Consider the following 23,377-nt stretch of genomic DNA (forward strand, 5'->3'; position numbering starts at 1 on the left):
CGGAGCGGTCAGCGCAGGAGGTCGTCGTACGCGACGAGGGGGACCAGGCTGTCAGCGGCCGCGGCCACCCGCTCGTCACCGGCGACCAGGACGTCCGCCTGGAGCGTGGCGACGGCCAGGTACTCCGCGACCTGTGTGTCGTCGTGGTCCAGGTCCCGCGCGATCCGCCACGCCACGGACCGCGAGACCCGGTCCGACAGGAGCCGGACCTTCAGCGTCGCGAGGCCCTCGAGGTGTGCTCGCGCGGTCGTCTCGTCCAGCGCGCCACGGCGCACGTCGCGGTAGAGGATCGACAGCGCGTGGCTGCGCAGGACCGACGGGCCGACGAGCGGCCGTCGCGCGCCGAGGCCCACGTCGTCGGTCACGAGGCGCAGCGCCGTGACCGCGTCGATCGCGCACCGGGTCGTAGGTTCGAGGACGGACGAGGCCATGGGAACAGTAGACACCTCGAGGGACCACGGTCGCAGGACCCGCCGGGCCGGGGGAGTGGCTCGACCCCGGCGGACGACCGGTGCCCCTCAGCCGGCCCGGTACCGCGCGTAGATCAGACCGCTGTCGAAGGCACGCTGCTCGACCAGCTCGAGGTCGAGGCGCACACCGTCCGGGAAGAACCGCGTGCCGCCGCCGACGACGCTCGTCGTGACGAACAGGTGGTACTCGTCCACCAGGCCGGCCGCGATCGCCTGGGCGGCGAGGGTCGGGCCGTCGACGGAGAGGTCGTAGTCGGACTCGTCCTTGAGCCTGCGCACCGCGTCCGGGTCGAACGTTCGCTCGATCCGGGTCCGCTCGCTGGACACCGACTCGAGCGTCGTGGAGTACACGACCTTCTCCGCGCCCTGCCAGTCACGCGCATAGTCGACGATGTGCGGCGGCGCGTCCGGATCCGTGTGCGCGGTCTCCCAGAAGACCATCGTCTCGTACATCCGCCGGCCGTAGAGGAACGTGCGGACGTCCCGGAAGACGTCGCCGATGAAGGTGTGCACCTCCGGCACCTCGGCGCCGGTCCCGAGGTCACCCTCCGCCGCGACCGCGTAGCCGTCGAGCGAGGTGATCATCGAGTAGATCAGGCGTCCCATGGTGTCCCTTTCGCCAAGCATGTCCCTCTGCCGCACGTAGAGACGCCCGCACCGTCCGGAACTCATCGCCCAGGGGACGACGTGCCTCCGACGGACCGATCGCGGACGGCCGGACGAGACCCGCCCGGCCGCCCGCGATCACGTCAGACCAGGGCGCGGCCGAGGAAGTCGCGGACGAGCGCGGCGATCTCCTCGCCGTGGCTCTCGAGCGCGAAGTGGCCCGCGTCGAGCAGGTGCAGCTCGGCGTCGGGCAGGTCACGGGTGAAGGCGCGCGCGCCGTCGGCGCCGAAGATCTCGTCGTGCTCGCCCCAGGTGATCAAGGTCGGGGGACGGTGGGTGCGCAGGTAGTCCTGGAACGCGGGGTAGAGGTCGAGGTTGAACTGGTAGTCCCAGAACAGCTGCAGCTGGACGGCGTCGTTCCCGGGTCGGTCGAGAAGGGCCTGGTCGAGGTTCCAGGTGTCGGGGGAGAGGCGGTCGACCCGGCCGGCAGGCACGCCGTGCGTGTACTGCCACCGCGTCGACTCCGGCGACAGGAGCGTACGGACCTCCGCCTCGTGAGCCGCACGGTCCTTGGCGTGCGCGAACAGCACGTCCCAGAACGGGGTGAAGCCCTCCGTGTAGGCGTTTCCCGACTGGACGACCAGGGCGGTGACCCGGTGCGGGTCACGGAGCGCGATCCGCTGGCCGATCGGCGCACCGTAGTCCTGGAGGTAGAGCGCGAACCGGTCCAGCCCGAGGTGGTCGAGCAGACCCTGCGTGACGCCCGCGAGGTTGTCGAAGGAGTACTCGAAGCTGGTGGCCGGCGGGGCGTCGGAGTACCCGAAGCCCAGGTGGTCGGGCGCGACCAGGTGGAAGGAGTCCGCGAGGTCGACGATCAGCCGGCGGAACATGTGCGACGAGGTCGGGAAGCCGTGCAGCAGCACCAGCGTGGGTGCGGTCGGGTCACCCGCCTCCCGGTAGAACACGGTGTGCCCGTCGATCGTGGCGGTGCGGTGGTGCACCGTACGCACACCCTGCCCGTCGGCGCTCGCGGTCTCGTTCATGGGTATTCCTCCGAGGAGTAGACGGGACGACCATGCGTCACGAACGGCAGGCCGTCGATCTCACCCCCATGACGCACTTGAACGGTGAGAACCTAAGCCGTCTCGATCTCACCTGTCAATCGCTTGACAGGGGTAAGATCGTCGAGTGATGTCACGACCGCTCGTCGGCGAACCGCTGGCCCTGGACCTCGTCAACACCCAGTGGGTGGACCACGGACGTTCGTACGACCTGTTCGACGAACCTGCCCAGATCCAGGCCTGGCTCCACGAGCACGACCTGACCGAGGAGCAGGCCGAGGTCTCCGAGTCGTCGCTGCGCCACACCCGAGCGGTGCTGCGCCGCGCGCTCGAGGACCCCGGCACCCCGGCCGAGAAGGACCTCAACGCCGTCCTGGCGCGCGGCGAGCACCAGCACCGACTACGAGACGGGTTCGTCCACGACGAGGCCCGCACCGACGCCGGCTGGGCCGCCGCCTGGCACGCCGCCCACAACTACCTCGAGCTGCTGCGCCAGGCCCCGACCCGCATCCGGCGCTGCGCGCACCCTGCCTGCGTCCTGTACTTCTTCGACACCTCGCGCAACGGGACCCGCCGGTGGTGCTCGATGGAGGGGTGCGGCAGCCGCGCCAAGGCCGCGCGACACTACCGTCGCAACCGGCCGACCTCGGCCTGATCGAGTAGGGCACAGCCCGGCCCACCGGGGTTCACGTGCGAGTCCCATGCAACGTGCACTACCGACTGGTAGACGTTCGTACGCTTGAGGTGCAAGCTCCTGGGCACTGAGTCGCCCCGACTCCTCGGACCACCCCGGAGCTCAGCGGAAGTCGGCGACGTGATCGGCGGCCCAGGTGCTGAACGACCTGGCCGGCCGGCCCGTGAGGTCCTCCACGGTGGACGTGACGCCGTTCCGGTTGCCGACCATCGCCGCCCAGCCGTCCAGGACGCTGTCCGCCGACTCGGGCGGCCATCCCCACTCGCCGATGATCCGGGCGCGCATCTCGTCCCGGGGAATCTCCTCGTAGCTGACGGGGCGGCCGACTGCATCGCCGATGGCGGCGGCCTGCTCGACGTGCGTGAGGATCTCCGGCCCGGTCAGGACGGGCCTGGCGCCGACCAGCGCGGTTCCCGTCAGCGCGATCACGGCGACCGCAGCGAGGTCGGCCTCGTGCACGAGCGACCGGCTCAGGCCGGCGTACGGCCCGTGCACCACCCCGGAGGCGCGGATCTCCGCCGCCCAGCCGAGCGTGTTGGTCGCCATCCCCCCGGAGCGCAGGAACGTCCACTCCGCACCCGAGTCCTCGACCAGGTGCTCGATCTGGGCGTGCGAGCCGATGATGCCCTCGACCGGTACGTCGCGGTCGTCGGGAACCCCGTCGGCGGACAGGTAGACGATCCTCCGCGCGTGCATCGCCATCCGCGCGACCAGCTCGGGCGCCTGCGCGTCGGCCTGCAGCGTGGGGAAGACGAGGAAGACGGCGTCGACGCCGTTCAGGGCGTCGTCGAGGCTCGTCGGTTCCGACAGGTCACCGGCCACCACCTCGACGTCGTCGGGGAGAACCGCCCTGGCCGGGTCGCGGGTGAGCGCCCGGACGTGGACGCCACCGCGCTCACGCAGCTGGGCGACCACCTGCCTGCCGACGTTCCCGGTCGCGCCGGTCACCAGGATCGTAGGGCTCTCGCGCATGGTCGTCCGCCGTTCTGTCGGGGTGCGCCGCCCCGGTCGGGACGGCAGGCCCCACCCTCGTAGCTCAACCGTGGTTGAGGTCAACGGCTCGCGTCGACGATCCGCCGACGGCGAAAAGCTCCCGTTCGGGCAGCCACGTGCGCGAGGCCCAGGTGCGCTGCCGGTACGCGCCCGGCGCCATCCCCTGGGTGCGTTTGAAAGCGGTCGCGAAGGCGAATTCGGAGGTGTAGCCGACCCGTGTGGCGACGGTCTTCAGCGGCACGTCGGACGAGCGCAGGTGGCGCGCGGCCGTCGTCATCCGCCACCACGTCAGGTAGCGGAGGGGCGGCTGACCGACCAGCGCCGTGAAGCGCCGTGCGAACGACGCCCGGGAGAGCCCCGCCTCGGCGGCGAGCTTCGCCACGGTCCACGGCTCCGCGGGCTCTCGGTGGATGGCGCGCAGGGCGGCGGTGACCGGCCGGTCGTTGAGCGCGGCGGCCCACCCGGTGGTGCCGCCACGTGCCGGTTCTTCCTCGAACCAGATGCGCAGGATGTACAGCAGCAGGGCGTCCAGGAGAGCGGGCACGGCGGCGTCCGTGCCCATCCTCGGGTCGTCGAGCTCGGCGGCGAGAAGCTCCACGGCTGCTCGCAGCTCGCGGTGACCGCCCCGCGGTGCGGACAGGTGGATGCGCTCGGGGAGGTCGAGCAGCAGCGGGTGGGTGCTGCGCGGGTCGAGCTGGTAGGTCCCGCACAGCACCGCCGTGACCGCGCCGTCCTCCCCGGCCCGGTCGACAGCAGAGGAGGTGTAGGGCTCCGACCATCGGGGGTCGTCGGGGCCGCACGCGGGAACGGTCAACGGGGTGCGGGGATCGTCGGCCAGGACGTGCCCGCTGCCGCGGGGAAGGAACACCACGTCTCCCGCGTCCAGCCGGACCGGCTCCGCACCGGGGCGGAGCAACCAGCAGGAGCCTCGCAGGACGGTCTGGAAGCCGGCGGATCCGGGCACGGAGACGAACTCCTGCGCCCACGGCGCGTGCCAGCGCAGGTGCGCCGACCGAGGGCGGCCCGTCCGCGCCACGGCAATCACGTCACTGAGCACGTCCATGCGGCGACCCTACGCGCACCAGACGAACGCGTATGAACCGGGCAGTCAGACACATGGATCGTCTCGTGGCACGCCCGTAGGTTCATGGCATGACGATGAAAGCCGCGAGGGTCCACGAGTTCGGCGACCCGTCCGTGATCCGTGTCGAGGACGTCCCGCAACCCCAGCCCGCCCCGGGCGAAGTCCTGATCGCCGTCGCGGCGACGTCGTTCAATCCCACCGAGGCGGCACTGCGCGCCGGCCTGCTCCAGGGGTTCCTGCCCGTGGAGCTGCCCTACACGCTCGGATGGGACGTCGCGGGCACGGTCGCGCAGCTCGGCGCGGGCGTCCACGGCTTCGCCGTCGGCGACCGCGTGGTCGGGCGCCTCGACCGCGGTGGAGCGGCGGCCGAGTACGTGCGAGCGCCCGTCGCTGAGCTCGCACCGGCACCCGCCACGATCCCTCTCGCGCATGCCGCTGCCCTTCCGCTGGCCGGCCTGACGGCCTGGCAGGCTGTCGCGCACGCGGAGGTGACCGCCGGCCAGCGAGTGCTGGTCGTCGGCGCGGGCGGTGGCGTCGGCGGCTTCGTCACGCAGCTGGCCCACCACGCCGGGGCCCGGGTGATCGTCACCGCCAGCGCCCGCAGCGCGGCGGCGGTACGGCGACACGGCGCCGCCCAGGTGATCGACTACACGTCCGTGCCGGTGGCTGCCGCCCTCAGCGCCCCGGTGGACGTCCTCCTGAACCTCGTTCCCCTGAGCGCGCAGGATGCCGCCGCGCTGGCGTCGTCGGTACGTCCGGGGGGCACGATCGTCTCCGTCACGACGCCGATCGAGCCGCCGGTCGCCGCCGGGGTGACCGCCCGACATGTGGTTGCCCGCAACGACATGGGCGACCTGAGCGCCCTCGTGCAGATGGTCGACGCCGGCAAGGTGCGCGTCGACATCAGCGGGTCACGGCCGCTGGCCGAACTCGCCGAGGTCCATCGCCTCAGCGATGCAGGCCAGATCCGGGGCAAGGTCCTCATCGTTCCCTGAGGCCGGGGGTTGAGCCTGCAGGCAGACGCCGTCACCGCCGCACGCGCGCAACAGGACCCGGATCGTTCGCCAGCCGAACGCTCGCCACGAGGAGAGCGGCGGTGTTCATCTGGTCAGAGGAACGGTGGCTGCTGCCGGCGCGAACGCGGCGCGGGTGGCGGCGTGCGGCGAGCCATTGCACGTTCTCGGTGAGCAGGGGAGTAGGGTTCCGGAGGCTCTGGCATGTCCATCCCACCAGTCGCAGGCCGCCGCCATTGCCTCGAGAACTACCGCGTCGTCACCGACGAGCTCGCCTGGACGGACGTCGATCACGATTGCGGAACCGTCCACGGTGCGCAAGAAGTAGTCGGGCACGTGCCGCCGACGCCAGGCCGATATCTCCAACTCGACGACGAACGGCTGCGAACCGACTCCCAGGACCTCCGGTGCGAACAGCCCCGCACGGCGGCACAGGTCATGTGTCACCTGCAGCAGACCCCTCACCGCAGCTTCGGTCGAGAAGGTGCTGGCCCAGCGGCGTCAGTCGATGCAGGACGGCACCACCGTCGCGGACAGTAGTGATCAGACCAGCGGCCCGCAACGCCGCCGAATGCTCGGACGCCGACGAGACGCTGATTCCGGCGGCACGGCCGAGCGCCGTTGTGGTGTGCCGGCCCGGCTCCGCGAGGTGGCGTAGCACCACGGCCCGGGTACCGCCGAGGAGGCGGTCCAGCGCGGCTGGGCCGGGCTCTGCGAACTGGGGCATCTGGACGGGGTAGACGACGAGGACAGGTCGGCCCGGCTCGACCAGTACGCGCGGGCGGGTACCGGCCAGAGGTGTGGCCAACAGGGCCACTCCTTCACCGGTGCCGGCCAGGTCGGCATCCCACCACGTTTGCACCTCGAGCACGGGCGCCCTCCACTGGATCGCCGGATGCAGCCCGTTCAAGAGCCCGTCCAACCCCGTCATCGTCCACCGCTGCGCCGCGGTGGCTACTTGGCGTCGGTGAGCGGTCACCAGGTCGGGCCAATGCGGCGCGACGACGGCGACGAACCAACTGGTCAGTGCCCGGCCGAGCAAGTCCAGAACCTCCGGTTCCGCGCTGGCGAACCGACGCCGCATCGGTGTTGGGGGCAGGTTGGCGTACGCGGCGGTCACATCGGCACGGATCCGCCGGGCCGGGGTGGCACGGATCGCCTCGATGCCGGCCGCCACCGACTCCAGCCCGTCGAGCGGAGTGAGGAAGTCCGGCAGGCGCCCTTGGACGGGTAGCAGGTGCCGCAACACTGTGGACGTCCCGGTCTGACAGGTCCTCGCGGTCGCGGTGAGCGCTGGTGCCAGTACGGCGGCGGCGGGGCCGTTCAAGGCCTGATACGCCAGCATGGCGATCCCGACCGGGTGCAGCGTGCTGAGGAACCGCACGCGGCAAAGGTCGGCTGGCTCGAGATGAAGGCGGAGCATGGGTCCAGGGTGCCGCTGTTCGGCGTACACCGAAAGGGTTGCGGCCCCACGACCCTACGAACATCGTCATCACCAAGAAGCAGCAATCGAGCGTGAGGACTCAGACGATGACGGAGAACGAAGAGTTCGCAATGCCTACCCCCGACCCGGCCCTGCAGCGGCTCGACTTCCTGGTGGGGAAGTGGAACGCGATCGGCACGATCGCGGAGGGCCCGCTCGGGCCGGGTGGGCACACCCAGGGCATCGAGACCTACGAATGGCTGGAGGGAGGTTTCTTTCTGGTGCACCGTTGGGAGGGGACGATGACCATGGGCGACACGGAGATGACCGACAGCGGCTACGAGCTCTACGACTACGACCCGATCAAGGGACAGTTCCGCACCCACTTCTTCAACAATCTCGGCCCTTACGACGAAGAGGGCAGCAAGTACCACGGCGACTTCGACGGCGACGCCCTGGTAGTGACCGGTCCCGCCCGGATCACCCGCCGCCTCAACGACGACGCCACGGTGACAGTCGACTCCGAGATCGCCGGCCCCGACGGCCAGTACGTGTCCTTTCTCAGCACCAACCTGACCAGGGCTTGAAGACGAGCTCGCCGTTCCTGCGAGACACCGAAAATGACAAGCGCGCGTGGGGGTGGCCGCCTGCTGCGCTGTAGTGAGCTACTTTCGCAATCTGCGCCGGGATCGACCGCCGGCTGGCAGCGGCCGTGCACTGAAGCCAGGGCCTCGCCTGAGCGCCCTTCCGTTCGCGGCGGGCCCTCAACTGGTAGGCGTGCGTGCTCGAGGGGTGCGAGTCGCGAGCGGGGGAGCGATGGGGGTCAAGCCTGCTCGGCGGCGAAGAGGATGTGCGTGCCCCCGTCGGTTGCGCCTGGTTCGGCACAGGCGGCAACTTCGTGGTCGAGGAATCGGGCCCAACGGTCGGGGTCGTCCTCGAGGTCCGCCAGGACGTCGCTGTGAAGCGTGAAGGGCCCCAGGTTCTCTGCCGCTCTCATGCGGGTTGGAACTGCTCGGTGAGAGCAGCGTAGTGGGCGGACTCGAACTCGACGGGAGGGACGTTGCCCAGCGACGAGTGGAGCCTGCGGTTGTTGTACCACTCGACCCAGGCGGCGGTCGCGTACTCGACGTCCGCGATCGTCTTGTAGGGGCCGTCGTGGAACGCTGTCCCCGACTGGGCTGACCTTCGCCGTGCTGTCAGCCGTGTCCATGGGTGCGTATCTACTCCTCAGCCAGCGAACCGGAGCCCGCACAGCGGGCGGCGGACCGCTGGCCCTGGCGGTCCTGTGGGCCGCCCTCCTGACATTGCCCTTCGGCCTGGTGCAGAGCGGCGAACAGTAGCTGCAGCCCCACGCTCTGGCCCTGGGGCTCGTGGTGGCCCTGCTGTCCGCGGCGCTGCCCTACTCCCTCGAGCTGACCGCGCTTCGCCGGCTACCGGCGCGGGTCGTCGGCGTCCTGCAGAGCCTGGAGCCGGTGGCCGCCGGCTGGAGGGCTTCATGCTCCTCAACGAGCAGCTCTCAACGCCGCAGTGGCTGGCCACCGGTCTCATCACGGCGGCATCGGCCGGAGCTGTCACCGTCCACACGAGAGGGCGACACCCAGCACCGCAAGCTCACCTTGGCCAGGGAAGCCCTGAGTAGCGTCCGTTCCGTTGCGATGTTCCTCAGTCCCTACGTCGTGCACCGAACCGGGCCGTAGCACCGCCCGGGGGCATCGGTGGACGAGATGGGTGTAGTCGGTGGCCGCCTCGGTGAGCGACTCCTCGTCGGTGACGAGCTCGCCGTCGAGGTGGGGACCTGGATCGCCGCCCTGTCCTCGGGAAAGCTGGTGAACCAACGTGCGGTCGCAGGATCGAAGGCGACCACGAGTATCGGTCGCGCAGATGCGGAGGCATCTTACGTGGTCGCTGGTGGACAAGCGCTCTGGTGTGCTGGGACCGGTGACCGGCGCGCGGTCGCGCGTCAGAGGTAGGGCCGTGTGATGAGCTCCAGCAAGTGGCCGGAGGGGTCGAGCAGGTAGACGCCGCGGCCGCCGTGCTCTTCGTTGATTTCCGAGGGCTGGGCTAGCTGGGGGTCGGCCCAGTAGCCCTGGCCGTCGCCGACGAGCTTCGCGTGAGCACGGTCGAAGTGCGCGTCGTCGAGCAAGTACGCGTAGTGCTGCGACGCAAACTCGGTCGGCGGAGCCGCGAACTGCAGTAGGACGCCGTCCGCGATCCGTACGTTGACGAACGGACCCCACGACGGGGCCTCGTCGGCGTCGAGCAGGTCGCGATAGAACGCGGCCATCTCGACCGCGTCCGTCGACGCGATGATCGTGTGGTCGAAGCGCGCTGCCATGTTTCTCCTCTGGATCAGTCACTGTCTTGGCCGGGGGTGAGCAGGCTGACCACGGCGATGGCCAGACCGATCCCGGCGGCGATGAGGAAGACCAGGCTGTAGCCGGACGCCAGTGCCTCCGGTGCGGAGCTCGCGCTGAGCTCTGCACCGGTGCGTGAGCTGGCGACGGTCACCAGGGCGGCGAGGGCGATCGCCGACCCCACCTGGTTCGTGGTCGTGGCCAGGCCGCCGACGACGCCGGCGTCGCGCTCAGGAGCGTCCGCGGTCGCGGTGTCCATCAGCGTGGGGAAGACCAGGCCGATGCCCACGGCGATGATCACCGTCGGGCCGAGCACCCCGGCCAGGTAGCCGGTGTGGGCGTCGGCGAGCGAGAACCAGCCGAACCCGCCCACGAAGCAGGCGCTGCCGGCCAGCAGTAGCCGGCGTGCTCCAGCTCGCGGCAGCCATGCCGACGCCCAGCGCGCCATCAGCATGAACATCGCCGCCGCCGGCGTCTGCCCCAGCCCTGCCTCGAGCGCGGAAAACCCGAGCGCGTTCTGCAGGTAGAGCGAGCTGAAATACCACATCGAGATGGCGATGCCGCCGAACATGGCCAGCATGACGTTGCCGATCACGACGGCGCGGATCCGGAACAGCCGGAGCGGCACCATCGGCTGCTCGGCGACCCGTGCTTCCACTGCCACGAACACGACGAGCAGGACCGCGCCGGCAACGATCGGTAGCAGGACGTGGCCTGACGACCAGCCATGATTGGAGATCTGCATGACGCCGTAGATGAGTCCTGCCAGTCCTGCGGTCACGGTGAGGGCCCCGAGGACATCGATCGATTCCCGCCGCCCGGCTCGGTGCGCGGCCAGCTGGGTGAGAGCAAGAGCGACGAGGACAGCACCGATGGGGACGTTGATGAGAAAGATCCATCGCCACGACAGGCCGGTGGTGATCGCGCCCCCGGCCAGAGCACCTGCCATGCCGCCGACGCCTCCGGCGGCCGCCCAGGCGCCGAACGCCTTGGCACGCGCAGTCGGCTCGGTGAAGTTTGTGTTGATCACCGCGAGCGTGGCTGGGGCCATCATGGCGGCTCCGACGCCCTGCGCAACACGCGCGGCCACCAGGATCCCGGCGGTGGCCGCCAGGCCGGCGACCAGGCTGGCGACGGAGAAGACCAGGAGCCCCAGGACGAGGATCCGGCGCGGGCCGAAGAGGTCGGCCGCGCGACCGCTGACCAGCATGAACCCGGCGAAGGTGAGCAGGTAGCCGTTCACGACCCACGCCAGGCTCGTCGGCGTGAAGCCGAGGTCTGCCTGGAGCGCGGGCAGAGCCACGTTGACGATGGACGTATCCAGGATCACCATGAACTGGCAGGCGCACACCAGCGCCACGACCAGCCAGCCGCGCGGCGCAGGGCCTACGACCGCGTCGCCTGAGACGGTGTTTGTCTGCTTGAGTGACATCGTTCCTCCTTGACGATCCGCTCGTGCTGGTCAGTGGGCAGCCGCGGCAGCGGGTTCGCGGGACGCGAGCCGGGTCGCGACCTGGACCAGCCGCCGGCCCTGGTAACGGGCCGCCTCCAGCACCTCTGCGGTGGGCGGACCGCCGTCGGGCCCGAGGGTGTGCGACGTACCGTAGGGGTTGCCGCCGGCAGCGTAGAGCGACGGGTCGGTGTAGCCAGGCGGGACGAGGATCGAGCCCCAGTGGTAGAAGACGTTGTTGAGCGCGAGCAGGGTCGACTCGTGGCCGCCGTGGCGGTTGAACGCCGAGGTGAACGCTGTCACCGGCTTGTCGGTGAAGACACCTCTGCGCCACAGCGACACCGTTGAGTCGATGAACTGCTTGAGCTCGGCGGCCGGTGTCCCGTACCGGGTCGGCGTGCCGAAGGCGTAGGCGTCGGCCCACTCGAGATCGTCATGGGTGGCCACCTGGACCGTGCGGACGGCTTCGTCCAGGTGCGCCCGCCACGCGGGATCGGCGTCGATGGCCTCGTCCGACGCCAGCTCGGCGACCCGGCGCAGTCGGACCTCAGCCTGCGCGTCAGCGGCACCCTCTGCGACTGCTCGGGCCAGCCGGTCGACCGTCCCGGTGGAGCTGTAGTAGATCACGGCGATGTTGACTGACATGCTTCCTCCTGATTTAGTTATTCGCATAACGGTCGGAACGTTATGCGGATAACGATCCGCATGTCAAGGGAGGTCACGTGCCCGTGAAATTCACCGAGGCGCTCCAGCTCAACTCGGCGATCCGTAGCCTGACGCTGCGCCACCGGGCTCGGGCAACGACGTTGCTGGCCGAGTTCGGGCTGTATCCCGGACAGGAGTTCCTGCTCCTCGAGCTGGCGGCGAACGGCCCGCGGATCCAGGCCGCACTCGCCGAGGCGATCGACTGCGAACCACCGAGCGTCACGTCCATGGTTCGCAAGCTCGAAGCCGCCGGCCACGTCGAGCGGCGCCCCTCCGAGCACGACCGGCGCTCCAGCGTGGTCGCGCTCACTGCCGCCGGTGAACGGCTCCTGAGCCGGCTTGAGCCGGTCTGGACCCAGCTGGCCGAGGACACGATCGCCGGGCTGGACATGCCCCTCGACGACATCGTCGGCCTGATCACAGGGCTGGCCGACAACTCCCGGAGGAAGCGCGATCGGTCGTCCTGAAGCCAGCCTCTTCCCGAGGCGGGCGGATGCACCGGCGGACGCCTTGCCAGTACCCTGCAGGCAGTGCCCGGGGCGCATGTGGTTGCACTCGGGGCGGGTGTGTCGAATTGCGGCCGGCGTTCCCTCGGCTTGGGGAGTGCAGGAGGAACTGATCCGGCGGATCGCCGCTGCACGAGACGACGAGCTTCCGGTTTCGCCGCACGACTGGTACCGCGAAACATATAGCGCAGACGCGACGTACGAGGGACTGTTGGACGAGCTGGCTCCAACCCAGCACGAGCGACAGGCGATCTTGCGGAACTTTTTCGAGCCCGATCCTCAGGACGATGATGCAGAGCCTCACGAGCCCGGCCAGGCCCATGCTGCACTTGCACGGCTGGCGAAGTCTGGCCACCTGAGCGTGTGAAGCGCGCAGGCCGAGGTCGATGCCGGGGACCGGCCGGGGGTCAGTAGCGAGGAGCTGGAAGAGATCAGGAAGCTCAAGGCGGAGAACCGGCGCCTGCGTGAGGACGTCGCGATCTTGAAGGCTGCGACGTCTTTCTTCGTGGGGGAGCTCGACCCCCGCAACCGATGATCATGGGCTTCATCGACGCGATGAGGGCCGAGGGCTATGCGGTCGAGTCGACGTGTCGGGTTCTGCGTGAGCAGGGCTGCCAGGTCGCCGCACGGAGCTACCGGGCTTGGCGTGGCGCGCGTGGCCGTGTCGCGCCGCGCACGGTGAGCGACGCACAGGTCGAGGACGCGGTGCGCCAGGCCGCGTGGACGACACGGGTCGGTCCCGACGGGATCGAGCGTCGTGTGCTGGCACCGGAAGGCCTGTACGGGCGCAGGAAGATGACCGCGTGCGTGCGCCGCGGGACCGCGCCGGACGCCTCGCGGGGCGCGGTCGACCGGGCGATGCGGACCCTGGGCCTGGTCGGGGTGCGCCGCGACAAGGGCGTGCGCACGACGATCCCCGCGAAGGACGGGGTGCGGGCCGGTGACCCGACCGACTGCAATGTCCGCTCGATGTGAGGTTTGTCCGTTGGTGTGTCCGGGTGCGCGGGCTGGAGGCTGATGCCGAGCGTTCGGCAGGCATGGCGGAACGCGGTGGAGAGGAACACTTTGCCGTGGTCGTTAGACCACGGTCTCGGGCACGATTACGGGCCGGGCCGCGGCGTTCTCCAGTCGTTCATCAACGCTGCGCATCGCCTGGAACGGCAGCACCGAGTAGGCCATGGAGATCGCCTTCGGCCGGCCGGGCCGCATTGGTTCGGGGGTCATCGCTCTGGCGAGCAGCAGCGCGGCGTCGACAGCCTTGGTCGTCGGCCGCAGGACGGCGGCAGCGATGGTCCTCGTCGCGACGTCGACCATCGCCGTAAGTTCCACACGTCCCACGACACCGTCGGCCAGGACGACGGCGACGTCCAGGGGAGTGGAGTCGATCTCGACGATCTCGCCCGGTCTAGCGGGGTGGATCGCACCGAACTGGCGGTCGGGCTGCTGCGCAAGAGTGCGACGAGTCCGGGCCGATCCGGTGGCGTGACGCCCTTCGGCCATCTTGGTCAGCAGGCGTCGGAAGGTCGCGATGGAGGGCATTGGAACGTTCCCCGGACCGTGTTCGCGGTCGAGCGCGGTGCGAACCTCACGGGCCAACCGGGTCGCGGTCCCGGACGACTGGTGCGTGGTGCGGGCGAGGACGTCCCGCAGTATGTCGACGACCCGCGGATCGACCCGCCCGGTCGTTGAACGCGTCGGGGTGTGACGCCTATCCACCAGCCCGACGAGCCCGTCACGCTCGTAGTCCCGCCGCATTCGCTGCAACGTGCGCAGCGAGATGTCCTCACCGGCGGCCAGGACCTCCTCGTCCTTGGCCTGTTCACGCTGACGCAGCGTCCGCGCCGTGGGGTCGAACTCCGGCCTCGACCGCGAGCCAGCCTCCGCGTCGCACGGGACGCCGTCTTGCTGCAATCTCGGCCGAGCGCAGCGCGGGTGGCGATAACCCGCGAGCCACCGAACGTTCTCGGCTAGCAGGGGAGAGGGACGGCCGAGGCGGCGATACGACCAGCCCACCAGGCTGCACGCTTCCGCCGTGGCCTCGAAGACGAGTTCGTCGTCCCCGACGAGTTCGTCTGGACGGACATCGATCACGATGGCCGATCCGTCGGCCGTGCGCACGAAGTAGTCGGGGACGTGTCGTCGTGGACCAGCCGACGTCTCCAGCTCGATGACGAACGGCTGCGAGCCAACTCCGACAGCCTCCGGTGCGTAGTCGAGGAGCATCAGACGATCGCGCTCGACCCAGGATTCGTACCCAACGTGGGTGCCAGTGGTCGCGCACCACCAGGCGCCCGTGAAGTTGCGCTGCCCCTTGTACTGCACGAGCGTGCGCACCGGCGGCCGCTGCTCGAACGGCCGCGTCCACGCCGTGGCCAGATCTTCAGAAACCTCAGATCCGTCGTCCGCGCGGAACGTCAGGGCGACGCCGAGCCCACACGGAGCGAGCGCCGAGGAGCCGGTGGTGAGCGTGACAGGACGCTACAGGGCAAAGTGGACAAGACCAGCGACGTAACGCGGAGAGCTGCGACAGATGCAGTGATCGGAAACCGCGGATGTAACACCTCGGATGATCGGAAAACCGCAGATGCGTCAGATCGGATGATCGACGTGCCAACTGGAGTGACGCGGGACACTTGCAACTGATGCAGCTTGCACTCTTCGCGCGCCGATAATGCACATTATGTCAGTTTGCGGTCGACGAGGCAGCCGTCGTGCATCACGAGGCGCACGCCGACGCTCCCCTTCGTCATGAGCACGACGACGTACGCGCCGAGTCTCAACACCGCTCACGGGCTCGGCGCCCTCGACCACCGGGGCGCTCACAGAGCCGTCGCGACCGTGAGCGCGTCGGCGCGCGGCGCGCTTTCCACGGCGTCGCCGTTCGAGAGCTTCGTCCCGGACGATCGTCGGCGGCCCCGACGCCTCGTCGCGACGACGCTGGCGACGCTCGGCTGGGTCCCGGTGCTCGCGCTCACGGTCGTCGCGTTCGTCCTGGTGGCCGCCGTGGCCGTCGTCGTGACGGCGTCGGTGTGGGCCTGGCGCTCGGTGTCCCCCACGCAGCCGTGTCCTGCCGGATCGTGCGACGAGGCCGACGGGACGGCCTCGGACGCCGTCCCTGCCCAAGACGCTCCGGCGAGATCCCGGCGGGTGGTGCGCGATCGCACCCTCGGCTACGATTCCTAGAATCGGACATACAGAACAAATCATTGTGTTTAGGTCAACAGCATGGTGAGCAGCATGGAGCGGAACTCGTGCGACCCTTGCTCGTGCCTCAGGACGCCTCCGACCTCCCGCCGCCTCTCCCCGACCGCGTGGGCGCCGCCGAGCGCACCGTGCACGTCGTCACCCATCCCGAGGCGACCCACCACGTGGACCACCTCGTCGGGGGCGACTTCGACTCCGACCTGACGCCGCTCGGCTTTCGGCAGGCGGATCTCCTCGCGGCTGCGCTCCGCGCCCGCCTCCCCCACGACGCCCTGGTCGATGTCGTCACGTCCGACCTGCTGCGCACGCGTCGCACGGCCGACGCGATCGGCCGCGCGCTGGACGTCCTCCCCCGGCTCGAGCCCCGGTTGCGGGAGGCGTCCTACGGTGAGGCGGGCGGACGACCGCAGGCGTGGCTCGACGCGAGGTTCGTCCCGCCGCCCGCCGTCGGCGACCGCCTGCGCCACGACATGGGCGTCGCCGGCGCCGAGACGAGGCTCGACGTCGCGCGGCGCGTGTACGCCGCCATGACGGACCTGCTCGCCCGCCCGGTCGACCACCAGGTGATCGTCACGCACGGGTTCGCCGCGACGTTCGTCGTCGCCGCCTGGATCGGGATGCCGCTCGAAGCGGTAGGGCACGTGGCGTTCGTCGTGCCGTCCGGCAGCATCACGACGCTGCGCGAGGACGGCTACTTCCACAACCGGGGCGTGCTGCGGGTCGGCGACGTCGACCACCTGACCGCGGCGAACGTTCCGCGGACGTGACCCGGCGCCGGCGTCCGCGCAGGTCACGGGATCGGACGGCGCGCGTCCGTGTCGGTGGCGCCCCCTACGCTGGCGACACCCCGGCGCCAAGAGAGCGCACGCCGACCGAGAGGAGCCCCGCGCATGGTCGCCCCGCCCCGCCTCGAGCGGATCACCGTCGCAGAGGCGGCGGACCGCTACCTCGGGTCCGTCGCGGCGCAGACCCTGCGCGGCGTGCTGTCGACGACGACCCGGCGCAGCTACGAGCGCGACGTCCGAGAGTTCGCGCGCCTGGCCGGTCCGGCGCGCGTCCTGGACGACGTGACGGGCGAAGACGTCGACGACGTCCTCCTGCGGTACCAGACGACGCCAGACAGGCGGTACGCGGACGCGACCCGCAAGGTGGGCGGCAAGGGGCGGTCGACGGCGACCGTGAACCGCTTCCGCCAGTCCGTCACACGCTTCTTCTCGCACGCAGCGCGCGAAGGGTGGGTGCAGGCAGACCCGATGCAGTGGGCCGCTCCCCCGGCCCGCCTGCGCGACGGCCTGCGCGTGGCGCGCACGGCGCTGTCGGCGGGTTCGGCGGCGTCGCTGCTCGAGGTGTCCGCCACGACGGCGCCCGACGCGGGTCCCCGCCGCGACCAGGACCTGAAGGTGCGCGACCGGCTCGTCGTCGCGCTCCTGCTCGTCCTCGGTCCGCGCGTGTCCGAGCTCGAGCGCGCCGACCTCGACGACTTCTCCCGCGAGCCCGGACAGACCCGTTGGCGGATCCAGGGCAAGGGCGGGCACGTGCGCACGGTCGCGCTGTCGCCACCGCTCGCCGACGCGCTGGAGAACTATCTGACGCGCCTGCGGCCCGTGCTGCTCGCGCGCCGGCCCGACGACCCGGACGCGCAGCGCGCGCTCCTGCTCTCGTGGCGGGGGCGCCGCATCGACGCGCAGGCCATCCGCGGCCTGCTGCGCCGCTGCGTGGACCGCATGCCGGCCCAGTACCGGCGTGAGGCGACTCCCCACGCGCTGCGGCACACGACCGCGACACTGCTCGCCGCCGACGGGTGGGACGTGAAGGTCGTCGCCGAGCTCCTCGGCCACGCCTCGATCGCCACGACGGGCGTGTACCTCGACCGGATCGAGGGCGAGCTCGCGGCGGCGATCCGGGCGCACCCGCTCAGCGCCGCGCTGCAGCCGGCCGACGGCTGAAGCGGCCCGGCCCCGAGGTGCAGCAGCACGGGCGGAGCACCTCGGTTCGGAGGCAGAGCTGATCGATGCCCAGAGGTCGCGCTGAGGTAGCCCTGAGGGCGCAGCGAGTCCGGCAGGTGCACGGCGCTCCCGCGCTGGTGACTGCCGTCGCCGGGCGCCGCTGACAATTCCGGTAGCGCCGCGCGCCCCGACGGCTACGGTGAGGGCGTGCACCTGCTCTCCCCTGATTCCCTGCGCACGGCACGACGCGTCATCGCGCGCGCCCTCGTGCTCGCCGTCGCGGCCCCCGTGACGGTCGCCGGCGTGCTCGTCACGGCTGACGCGATCCGCAAGCGCCGCAACACCGTCGAGGCGTCGTTCCCCCGCTCCGCCCCGGCACAGGTCGAGGTTGCGGGCACCACGACCACGGTCTTCACGTACGGCGAGGACGTCTTCCGCGAGATGCTCGGCGCGATCCGTGGCGCGCGGCGTCGGATCCTGCTCGAGACGTACATCTGGAAGGGCGACGCGCTGGGCGAGGAGTTCAAGGCGGCGCTGATCGAGGCGAGCGAGCGCGGCGTCGAGGTGCTGGTCGTCTACGACGGGTTCGCGAACCTCGTGGTGCCGCGGGCGTTCTTCGACCTGCCGGCGCCCGTCCAGGTGATCCGGTATCCCGTGTTCCGCCCGGGCATCCTCATGCTCAACGTCCGCAAGTCGGGACGCGACCACCGCAAGATCCTCGTCGTCGACGACGAGACCGCGTTCGTCGGCGGCTACAACATCGGCAGCCTGTACGCGACGCAGTGGCGCGACACGCACGTCCGGCTCGAGGGCCCGAGCGCGTGGGAGCTGCGCAACGCGTTCGTCGATTTCTGGAACGCCAACCGCGCACCCCACCAGACGCTGCTGGCCGACCCCGGCTCCCAGCACTGGGAGCCCCGGCTGCGCGCGGCACGCAACGCGCCCGCGCACCTCGTCTTCCCCATCCGCGGCATCTACCTCGACGCGATCGACCGCGCGAGCTCGCACGTCTACATCACGCAGGCGTACTTCATCCCCGACCGGGAGATCCTCGCCGCGCTCCTCGCGGCAGCCGCTCGCGGTGTCGACGTGCGCGTCCTCGTCCCCGAGCGCTCGAACCACGTCCTCGCCGACTGGCTCTCGCGCGGCCTGTACACGGCGCTGCTCAAGGGCGGCGTGCGCATCCACCTGTACCGGAACGCGATGGTGCACGCCAAGACGGCCACGATCGACGGCGCGTGGACGACGATCGGCACGGCGAACATCGACCGGCTCTCCCTGACCGGCAACTACGAGGTGAACCTGGAGATCACCGACCCGGGGGTCGCCGAGCAGATGGAGAAGGTGTTTGCCGTCGACCTGTCGAACACCCGCGAGCTCACGCTCGCCGAGTGGGAGACGCGTTCCCTCGCGGCCAAGCTCAGCGAGATCGTCCTCACCCCGCTGCGCCCGCTGCTGTAGGGCACGTACGGCCCGACGACGTCACTCGCGGGCCGCATCGGCCACGTCCTCCTCCGGTCGCGGCGCGACGGTCTCGTCGTCCTCGAGCCGGTGCACCTCCGCGAACTCGGGGTGCTCGCACAGGATCTCGGCCGCGACGGCGCTCGCGGCACCGCCCTCGCGGCCGGTGACGTCGATCGACTCACCTACGGCAAGGGGTCGGTACACGTACGTGCCGCCCGTGCGGCGCTCGCCGAGCAGACGGTCGACCGCGCCGTGCCCGACGGCGGACAGCAGGGCGTCGTGGATCGGGACGACGATCGCCGGGTCGACGGCACGGACGAAGTCGATCGTCTCCGCGAGCTTGAGCCACGGCGCCGACACGGGCGCGAGGAGCACGTCGAGGCGGTGCCGCCCGCCCGGCTCGGCGTCTGGGGTGCCGGCGTCGGTGCCGGGCGGCAGGTCGAACGAGTCGCCAGGGTGAAAGACGCTCGCCGACCCGGCCCGCAGGAGGTACGTCACGTTCGCGAGGCGCGGCACGTCCGGATGGATCACGGCGTGCCGGCCCCCGCCGACCACGACCTGCAGCCCGCCCAGGTCGAGCCCGTCCCCCGGTGCGACGACGTGCACGCGCGCACCGCCGTCGGGCAGCGCCGAGCGCAACGACTCCGCGACCGCCTCCGGTGCCCACACGGCGAGCTCCGGGCGAGCCGCCAGGGCGGCACCGAGCGCCCCGGCGTCGACGTGATCGGGGTGCTCGTGCGTGAGCAGCACCGCGTCGGCATCGGCCAGCGCACCGGCCGCGTCGCTGTACGACCCGGGGTCCAGCACGACGACCGTGTCGTCGTGGTGCACCGCCACACACGCGTGACCGTGGAACGTGACCCGCATGGTTCCTCCTTCCGGGAGCTGCGACGGCGCGCCGGCCTCAGCCGACGACCAGGACGAGGTCCCCGCCCTCGAGCTGCTGCACCGCGCCGATCGCGACGCGCTGGACCGTGCCGGCGACCGGCGTCGTGATCGCGGCCTCCATCTTCATCGCCTCGACCGTCGCGACCGTCTGCCCCGCCTCGACGACGTCGCCCGCGACGACCACCGGCGTCACCGCCCCGGCGAAGGGCACGGCGACCTGGCCCGGCTGCGTCGGGTCAGCCTTCTCCGCGGAACGCACGTCCACGTCCACCGACCGGTCGCGCACCTGGATGGGGCGCAGCTGACCGTTGAGGGAGAACATGACCGTCCGCATCCCGCGCTCGTCCGGCGTCCCGATCGCCTCGAGGCCCACGAGCAGCCGCACGCCCTTGCCCAGACCGACCGCGATCTCCTCACCCGGCTCGAGCCCGTAGAGGTAGGTCGGGGTGTCCAGCACCGACACGTCGCCGAACGTCGACCGGACGTGCTCGAAGTCCTTGGTGGGACCCGCGAACAACAGCCGGTTGAGCCGCGCCCGACGCACCAGGCCCGGCTGGGCGAGCTCTGCCTCGTCGTCCGCCGTCAGGGGCGTGACCCCGGCCCGCGCCGCACGACCCTCGAGCGCGCGCGAGCGGAACGGCTCCGGCCAGCCCCCGGGCGGGTCACCCAGCTCGCCGCCCAGGAACCCGACGACCGAGTCCGGGATGTCGAACGCCTGCGGGTTCGCCGCGAACTGGGCCGGGTCCGCGCCCGCGGCCACGAGGTGCAGCGCCAGGTCGCCCACCACCTTCGACGACGGCGTCACCTTCACCAGGCGCCCCAGGATGCGGTCGGCGGCGGCGTACATCGCCTCGATCTGCTCGAACTTCTCCCCCAGGCCCAGCGCGATCGCCTGCTGGCGCAGGTTCGACAGCTGCCCGCCCGGGATCTCGTGCTCGTACACCCGACCCGTCGGCCCCGGCAGCCCGGACTCGAACGGCGCGTACGTGCGGCGCACCGCCTCCCAGTACGGCTCGAGGTCGGCGACCGCGGCGAGCGAGAGCCCGGTGTCCCGCTCCGTGTGCTCGAGCCCGGCGACGAGCGCCGACAGCGACGGCTGGCTCGTCGTCCCGGCCATCGCGGCGCTCGCGGCGTCGACGGCGTCGACGCCCGCGGCGGCGGCGGCGAGCAGCGTCGCCGTCTGCCCGCCCGACGTGTCGTGCGTGTGGAGGTGCACGGGGAGGTCGAACCTCTCCCGCAGCGCCGAGACGAGCCGTGACGCGGCGGCGGGCCGCAGGAGCCCCGCCATGTCCTTGATCGCGAGCACGTGCGCGCCGGCGTCGACGATGCGGTCCGCGAGGCGCAGGTAGTAGTCGAGCGTGTACAGGTCCTCGGCCGGGTCGAGCAGGTTGCCCGTGTAGCACAGGGCGACCTCGGCGACGGTCGTCCCGGTGGCGCGCACGGCCTCGATCGCCGGGCGCATCTGGTCGACGTCGTTGAGGGCGTCGAAGATGCGGAACACGTCGATGCCGGTGGCCGCGGCCTCCTCGACGAACGCCTCGGTGACCCGGGTCGGGTACGGCGTGTACCCGACGGTGTTGCGCCCGCGCAGGAGCATCTGGATCGCGAGGTTCGGCATCGCGTCGCGCAGGGTGGCCAGGCGCTCCCAGGGGTCCTCGCCGAGGAAGCGCAGCGCGACGTCGTACGTCGCCCCGCCCCACGCCTCGACCGACCAGAGCTGCGGCGTGGCCCGTGCGACGTACGGCGCGACGGCGGTCAGGTCGTGCGTGCGCACGCGCGTCGCGAGCAGCGACTGGTGCGCGTCGCGGAACGTCGTGTCGGTGACCCGCAGGCGCTGCTCGCCGCGCAGCGCGCGCGCGAAGCCCTCCGGGCCGAGCTCGAGGAGCTGCTGCCGGGTCCCGGGCGGCGGCGCGACGGTCAGGTCGAGCGCCGGCAGCTTGGCCGCCGGGTCGGTGGTGCGCACCGGGTCGCCGTACGGCCGGTTGACCGTGACGTCGCCGACGTAGGCGAGCAGGCGCGTGCCACGGTCGGCGCTCTCGCGCGCGGAGAGCAGCTCGGGCCGTTCGTCGATGAACGACGTCGCGACGTTCCCCGCGACGAACTCCGGGTCGGCGAGCACGGCCTGCAGGAACGGGATGTTCGTCCGGACGCCGCGGATGCGGAACTCGGCGAGCGCGCGCCGGGCGCGGCGCACCGCCGTCGGGAAGTCGCGGCCGCGGCACGTGAGCTTGACGAGCATCGAGTCGAAGTGGCCGGACACGACGGACCCGGCGGTCGCCGTCGCGCCGTCGAGCCGCACGCCGGCTCCGCCCGGGGAGCGGTAGGCGATGATGCGGCCGGTGTCGGGGCGGAAGCCGTTCGCGGGGTCCTCCGTCGTGATGCGGGTCTGCAGGGCCGCGCCGTTGACGCGCACGTCCTCCTGGCGGATCCCGAGGTCCTCCAGCGTCTCGCCCGAGGCGATGCGCATCTGCGCGGAGACGAGGTCGACGTCGGTCACCTCCTCGGTGACGGTGTGCTCGACCTGGATGCGCGGGTTCATCTCGATGAACACGTGCTGCCCGGCCCGCTCCCCCACGGTGTCGACGAGGAACTCGACCGTGCCGGCGTTCTGGTAGCCGATGTGCCGGGCGAACCGCACGGCGTCCGCGCACAGCGCGTCGCGGATCGCGGGGTCGAGGTTCGGCGCCGGTGCGATCTCGACGACCTTCTGGTGGCGGCGCTGCAGGGAGCAGTCGCGCTCGTACAGGTGCACGACGTTCCCCGCGCCGTCGGCGAGGATCTGCACCTCGATGTGGCGCGGGCGCAGCACGGCCCGCTCGAGGAACACCGTCGGGTCGCCGAACGCGCCGTCGGCCTCGCGCATCGCGGCCGCCAGGGCCTCGGGCAGCTCCTCGCGCGTGTCGACGCGGCGCATGCCACGACCGCCGCCGCCGGCGACGGCCTTGACGAACACGGGGAAGCCGACGACGTCCGCCGCCGCGACGAGCTCGTCGACGTCGGACGACGGCTCGCTCGACGCGAGGACCGGCAGCCCGGCCTCGCGTGCGGCCTTGAGCGCCCGCACCTTGTTGCCCGCGAGCTCGAGCACCTCGGGCGGCGGCCCGACGAACGTCAGGCCCGCGTCCGCGCAGGCCCGCGCGAGGTCGGGGTTCTCGGACAGGAACCCGTAGCCCGGGTAGACCGCGTCGGCGCCGGCGTCGCGGGCGACCCGCACGATCTCGTCGATGTCGAGGTAGGCGCGGACCGGGTGGCCGGGCTCGCCGATGAGGTACGCCTCGTCGGCCTTGAGCCGGTGCTCGGAGCCGCGGTCCTCGTGCGGGAACACCGCGACGGTGCGGGCCCCGAGCTCGTAGGCGGCGCGGAACGCCCGGACGGCGATCTCTGCGCGGTTGGCGACCAGGACCTTCGAGAACACCGACACTCCATCCGTCGACCGTCGGCGACGTCGAGCCGGCGGCGCGGCGTGCCACGTACCGGGCGATCCTCCCACGCCCTCGTGGGGCGGACCGCCGCGGG

Annotated in this window: 22 protein-coding genes and 1 pseudogene; 10 read left to right on the forward strand and 13 right to left on the reverse strand. The window is 71.2% G+C overall.

All coding sequences use genetic code 11. The annotated features are described in order from the left end of the window. Nucleotides 1-8: 8 nt before the first annotated feature. From AC4H2H_RS07235 to AC4H2H_RS07245, 3 genes are all read right to left on the reverse strand, one after another. Nucleotides 9-431 (reverse strand): hypothetical protein, encoded by a 423-nt coding sequence (locus AC4H2H_RS07235; protein WP_494370124.1) that lies wholly within the window; start codon nt 429-431, stop codon nt 9-11. An 87-nt stretch (nt 432-518) separates the two neighbouring features. Further along, nucleotides 519-1,076 (reverse strand): dihydrofolate reductase family protein, encoded by a 558-nt coding sequence (locus AC4H2H_RS07240; RefSeq protein ID WP_494370125.1) that lies wholly within the window; start codon nt 1,074-1,076, stop codon nt 519-521. 143 nt (nt 1,077-1,219) lie between these two features. Then, nucleotides 1,220-2,119: an alpha/beta fold hydrolase gene (locus AC4H2H_RS07245; RefSeq protein WP_494370126.1), complete on the reverse strand. Its 900-nt coding sequence runs from the start codon at nt 2,117-2,119 to the stop codon at nt 1,220-1,222. A 148-nt stretch (nt 2,120-2,267) separates the two neighbouring features. Here AC4H2H_RS07245 and AC4H2H_RS07250 point away from each other — a divergent pair, with 148 nt between their 5' ends. After that, complete coding sequence (locus AC4H2H_RS07250) at nt 2,268-2,792, forward strand: CGNR zinc finger domain-containing protein (protein WP_494370127.1); 525 nt, start codon at nt 2,268-2,270, stop codon at nt 2,790-2,792. 141 nt (nt 2,793-2,933) lie between these two features. On the opposite strand, the gene AC4H2H_RS07255 is transcribed toward AC4H2H_RS07250, so the two are convergent. Together AC4H2H_RS07255 and AC4H2H_RS07260 are read right to left on the reverse strand one after the other, a co-directional pair. Then, entirely contained in the window at nt 2,934-3,803 is an 870-nt protein-coding gene (locus AC4H2H_RS07255) for an NAD(P)H-binding protein (RefSeq protein ID WP_494370128.1), read from the reverse strand. Nucleotides 3,804-3,867: 64 nt separating this feature from the next. Continuing rightward, nucleotides 3,868-4,887 (reverse strand): AraC family transcriptional regulator, encoded by a 1,020-nt coding sequence (locus AC4H2H_RS07260; RefSeq protein WP_494370129.1) that lies wholly within the window; start codon nt 4,885-4,887, stop codon nt 3,868-3,870. 89 nt (nt 4,888-4,976) lie between these two features. Here AC4H2H_RS07260 and AC4H2H_RS07265 point away from each other — a divergent pair, with 89 nt between their 5' ends. Then, complete coding sequence (locus tag AC4H2H_RS07265; RefSeq protein ID WP_494370130.1) at nt 4,977-5,903, forward strand: NADP-dependent oxidoreductase; 927 nt, start codon at nt 4,977-4,979, stop codon at nt 5,901-5,903. A gap of 454 nt (nt 5,904-6,357) precedes the next feature. Here AC4H2H_RS07265 and AC4H2H_RS07270 read toward each other — a convergent pair whose 3' ends face one another. Beyond that, the gene (locus AC4H2H_RS07270) at nt 6,358-7,344 is read right to left on the reverse strand and encodes a helix-turn-helix domain-containing protein (protein WP_494370131.1); all 987 of its coding nucleotides are present in this window, start codon (nt 7,342-7,344) and stop codon (nt 6,358-6,360) included. A 107-nt stretch (nt 7,345-7,451) separates the two neighbouring features. Between AC4H2H_RS07270 and AC4H2H_RS07275 the strand changes: the two genes are divergently transcribed. Then, nucleotides 7,452-7,931, forward strand: a complete 480-nt coding sequence (locus AC4H2H_RS07275) for a DUF1579 family protein (protein WP_494370132.1) — start codon at nt 7,452-7,454, stop codon at nt 7,929-7,931. Between the two features lie 406 nt (nt 7,932-8,337). On the opposite strand, the gene AC4H2H_RS07280 is transcribed toward AC4H2H_RS07275, so the two are convergent. From AC4H2H_RS07280 to wrbA, 4 genes are all read right to left on the reverse strand, one after another. Next, complete coding sequence (locus AC4H2H_RS07280) at nt 8,338-8,544, reverse strand: integrase core domain-containing protein (protein WP_494370240.1); 207 nt, start codon at nt 8,542-8,544, stop codon at nt 8,338-8,340. A gap of 760 nt (nt 8,545-9,304) precedes the next feature. Further along, nucleotides 9,305-9,679: a VOC family protein gene (locus AC4H2H_RS07285; RefSeq protein ID WP_494370133.1), complete on the reverse strand. Its 375-nt coding sequence runs from the start codon at nt 9,677-9,679 to the stop codon at nt 9,305-9,307. Between the two features lie 14 nt (nt 9,680-9,693). Then, nucleotides 9,694-11,130 (reverse strand): MFS transporter, encoded by a 1,437-nt coding sequence (locus AC4H2H_RS07290; protein WP_494370134.1) that lies wholly within the window; start codon nt 11,128-11,130, stop codon nt 9,694-9,696. A 30-nt stretch (nt 11,131-11,160) separates the two neighbouring features. Continuing rightward, nucleotides 11,161-11,793, reverse strand: a complete 633-nt coding sequence (wrbA, locus tag AC4H2H_RS07295; RefSeq protein ID WP_494370135.1) for an NAD(P)H:quinone oxidoreductase — start codon at nt 11,791-11,793, stop codon at nt 11,161-11,163. 83 nt (nt 11,794-11,876) lie between these two features. Between wrbA and AC4H2H_RS07300 the strand changes: the two genes are divergently transcribed. From AC4H2H_RS07300 to AC4H2H_RS07310, 3 genes and pseudogenes are all read left to right on the forward strand, one after another. Then, on the forward strand, nt 11,877-12,320 hold the full coding sequence (locus tag AC4H2H_RS07300; protein WP_494370136.1) for a MarR family winged helix-turn-helix transcriptional regulator: 444 nt from the start codon (nt 11,877-11,879) through the stop codon (nt 12,318-12,320). Nucleotides 12,321-12,456: 136 nt separating this feature from the next. Next, nucleotides 12,457-12,726, forward strand: coding sequence for a hypothetical protein (locus AC4H2H_RS07305; protein WP_494370137.1), 270 nt, complete (start codon nt 12,457-12,459; stop codon nt 12,724-12,726). 6 nt (nt 12,727-12,732) lie between these two features. Beyond that, nucleotides 12,733-13,304: pseudogene (locus AC4H2H_RS07310) on the forward strand (transposase family protein); the annotation flags it as partial. Between the two features lie 132 nt (nt 13,305-13,436). On the opposite strand, the gene AC4H2H_RS07315 reads toward AC4H2H_RS07310, so the two are convergent. Then, entirely contained in the window at nt 13,437-14,777 is a 1,341-nt protein-coding gene (locus tag AC4H2H_RS07315; RefSeq protein ID WP_494370241.1) for a TnsA-like heteromeric transposase endonuclease subunit, read from the reverse strand. Nucleotides 14,778-15,107: 330 nt separating this feature from the next. Between AC4H2H_RS07315 and AC4H2H_RS07320 the strand changes: the two genes are divergently transcribed. The 4 genes from AC4H2H_RS07320 (at nt 15,108) to AC4H2H_RS07335 (ending at nt 18,970) form a co-directional block, all read left to right on the forward strand. Next, nucleotides 15,108-15,542 (forward strand): hypothetical protein, encoded by a 435-nt coding sequence (locus AC4H2H_RS07320; RefSeq protein WP_494370138.1) that lies wholly within the window; start codon nt 15,108-15,110, stop codon nt 15,540-15,542. A gap of 83 nt (nt 15,543-15,625) precedes the next feature. Next, nucleotides 15,626-16,330: a histidine phosphatase family protein gene (locus AC4H2H_RS07325; protein ID WP_494370139.1), complete on the forward strand. Its 705-nt coding sequence runs from the start codon at nt 15,626-15,628 to the stop codon at nt 16,328-16,330. Between the two features lie 123 nt (nt 16,331-16,453). Continuing rightward, nucleotides 16,454-17,509 carry a tyrosine-type recombinase/integrase gene (locus tag AC4H2H_RS07330; protein WP_494370140.1) on the forward strand — a complete coding sequence of 352 codons (1,056 nt, stop codon included), beginning with the start codon at nt 16,454-16,456 and terminating at the stop codon, nt 17,507-17,509. A gap of 207 nt (nt 17,510-17,716) precedes the next feature. Then, a complete protein-coding gene (locus tag AC4H2H_RS07335) occupies nt 17,717-18,970 on the forward strand; it encodes a phospholipase D-like domain-containing protein (RefSeq protein ID WP_494370141.1) in 1,254 nt (417 codons plus the stop codon). A 21-nt stretch (nt 18,971-18,991) separates the two neighbouring features. On the opposite strand, the gene AC4H2H_RS07340 is transcribed toward AC4H2H_RS07335, so the two are convergent. Together AC4H2H_RS07340 and AC4H2H_RS07345 are read right to left on the reverse strand one after the other, a co-directional pair. After that, on the reverse strand, nt 18,992-19,840 hold the full coding sequence (locus AC4H2H_RS07340; protein ID WP_494370142.1) for an MBL fold metallo-hydrolase: 849 nt from the start codon (nt 19,838-19,840) through the stop codon (nt 18,992-18,994). 37 nt (nt 19,841-19,877) lie between these two features. Beyond that, nucleotides 19,878-23,276, reverse strand: a complete 3,399-nt coding sequence (locus tag AC4H2H_RS07345; RefSeq protein ID WP_494370143.1) for a pyruvate carboxylase — start codon at nt 23,274-23,276, stop codon at nt 19,878-19,880. Nucleotides 23,277-23,377: the final 101 nt, after the last annotated feature.

It is taken from the genome of Cellulosimicrobium sp. BMG9.22 (assembly GCF_059159975.1).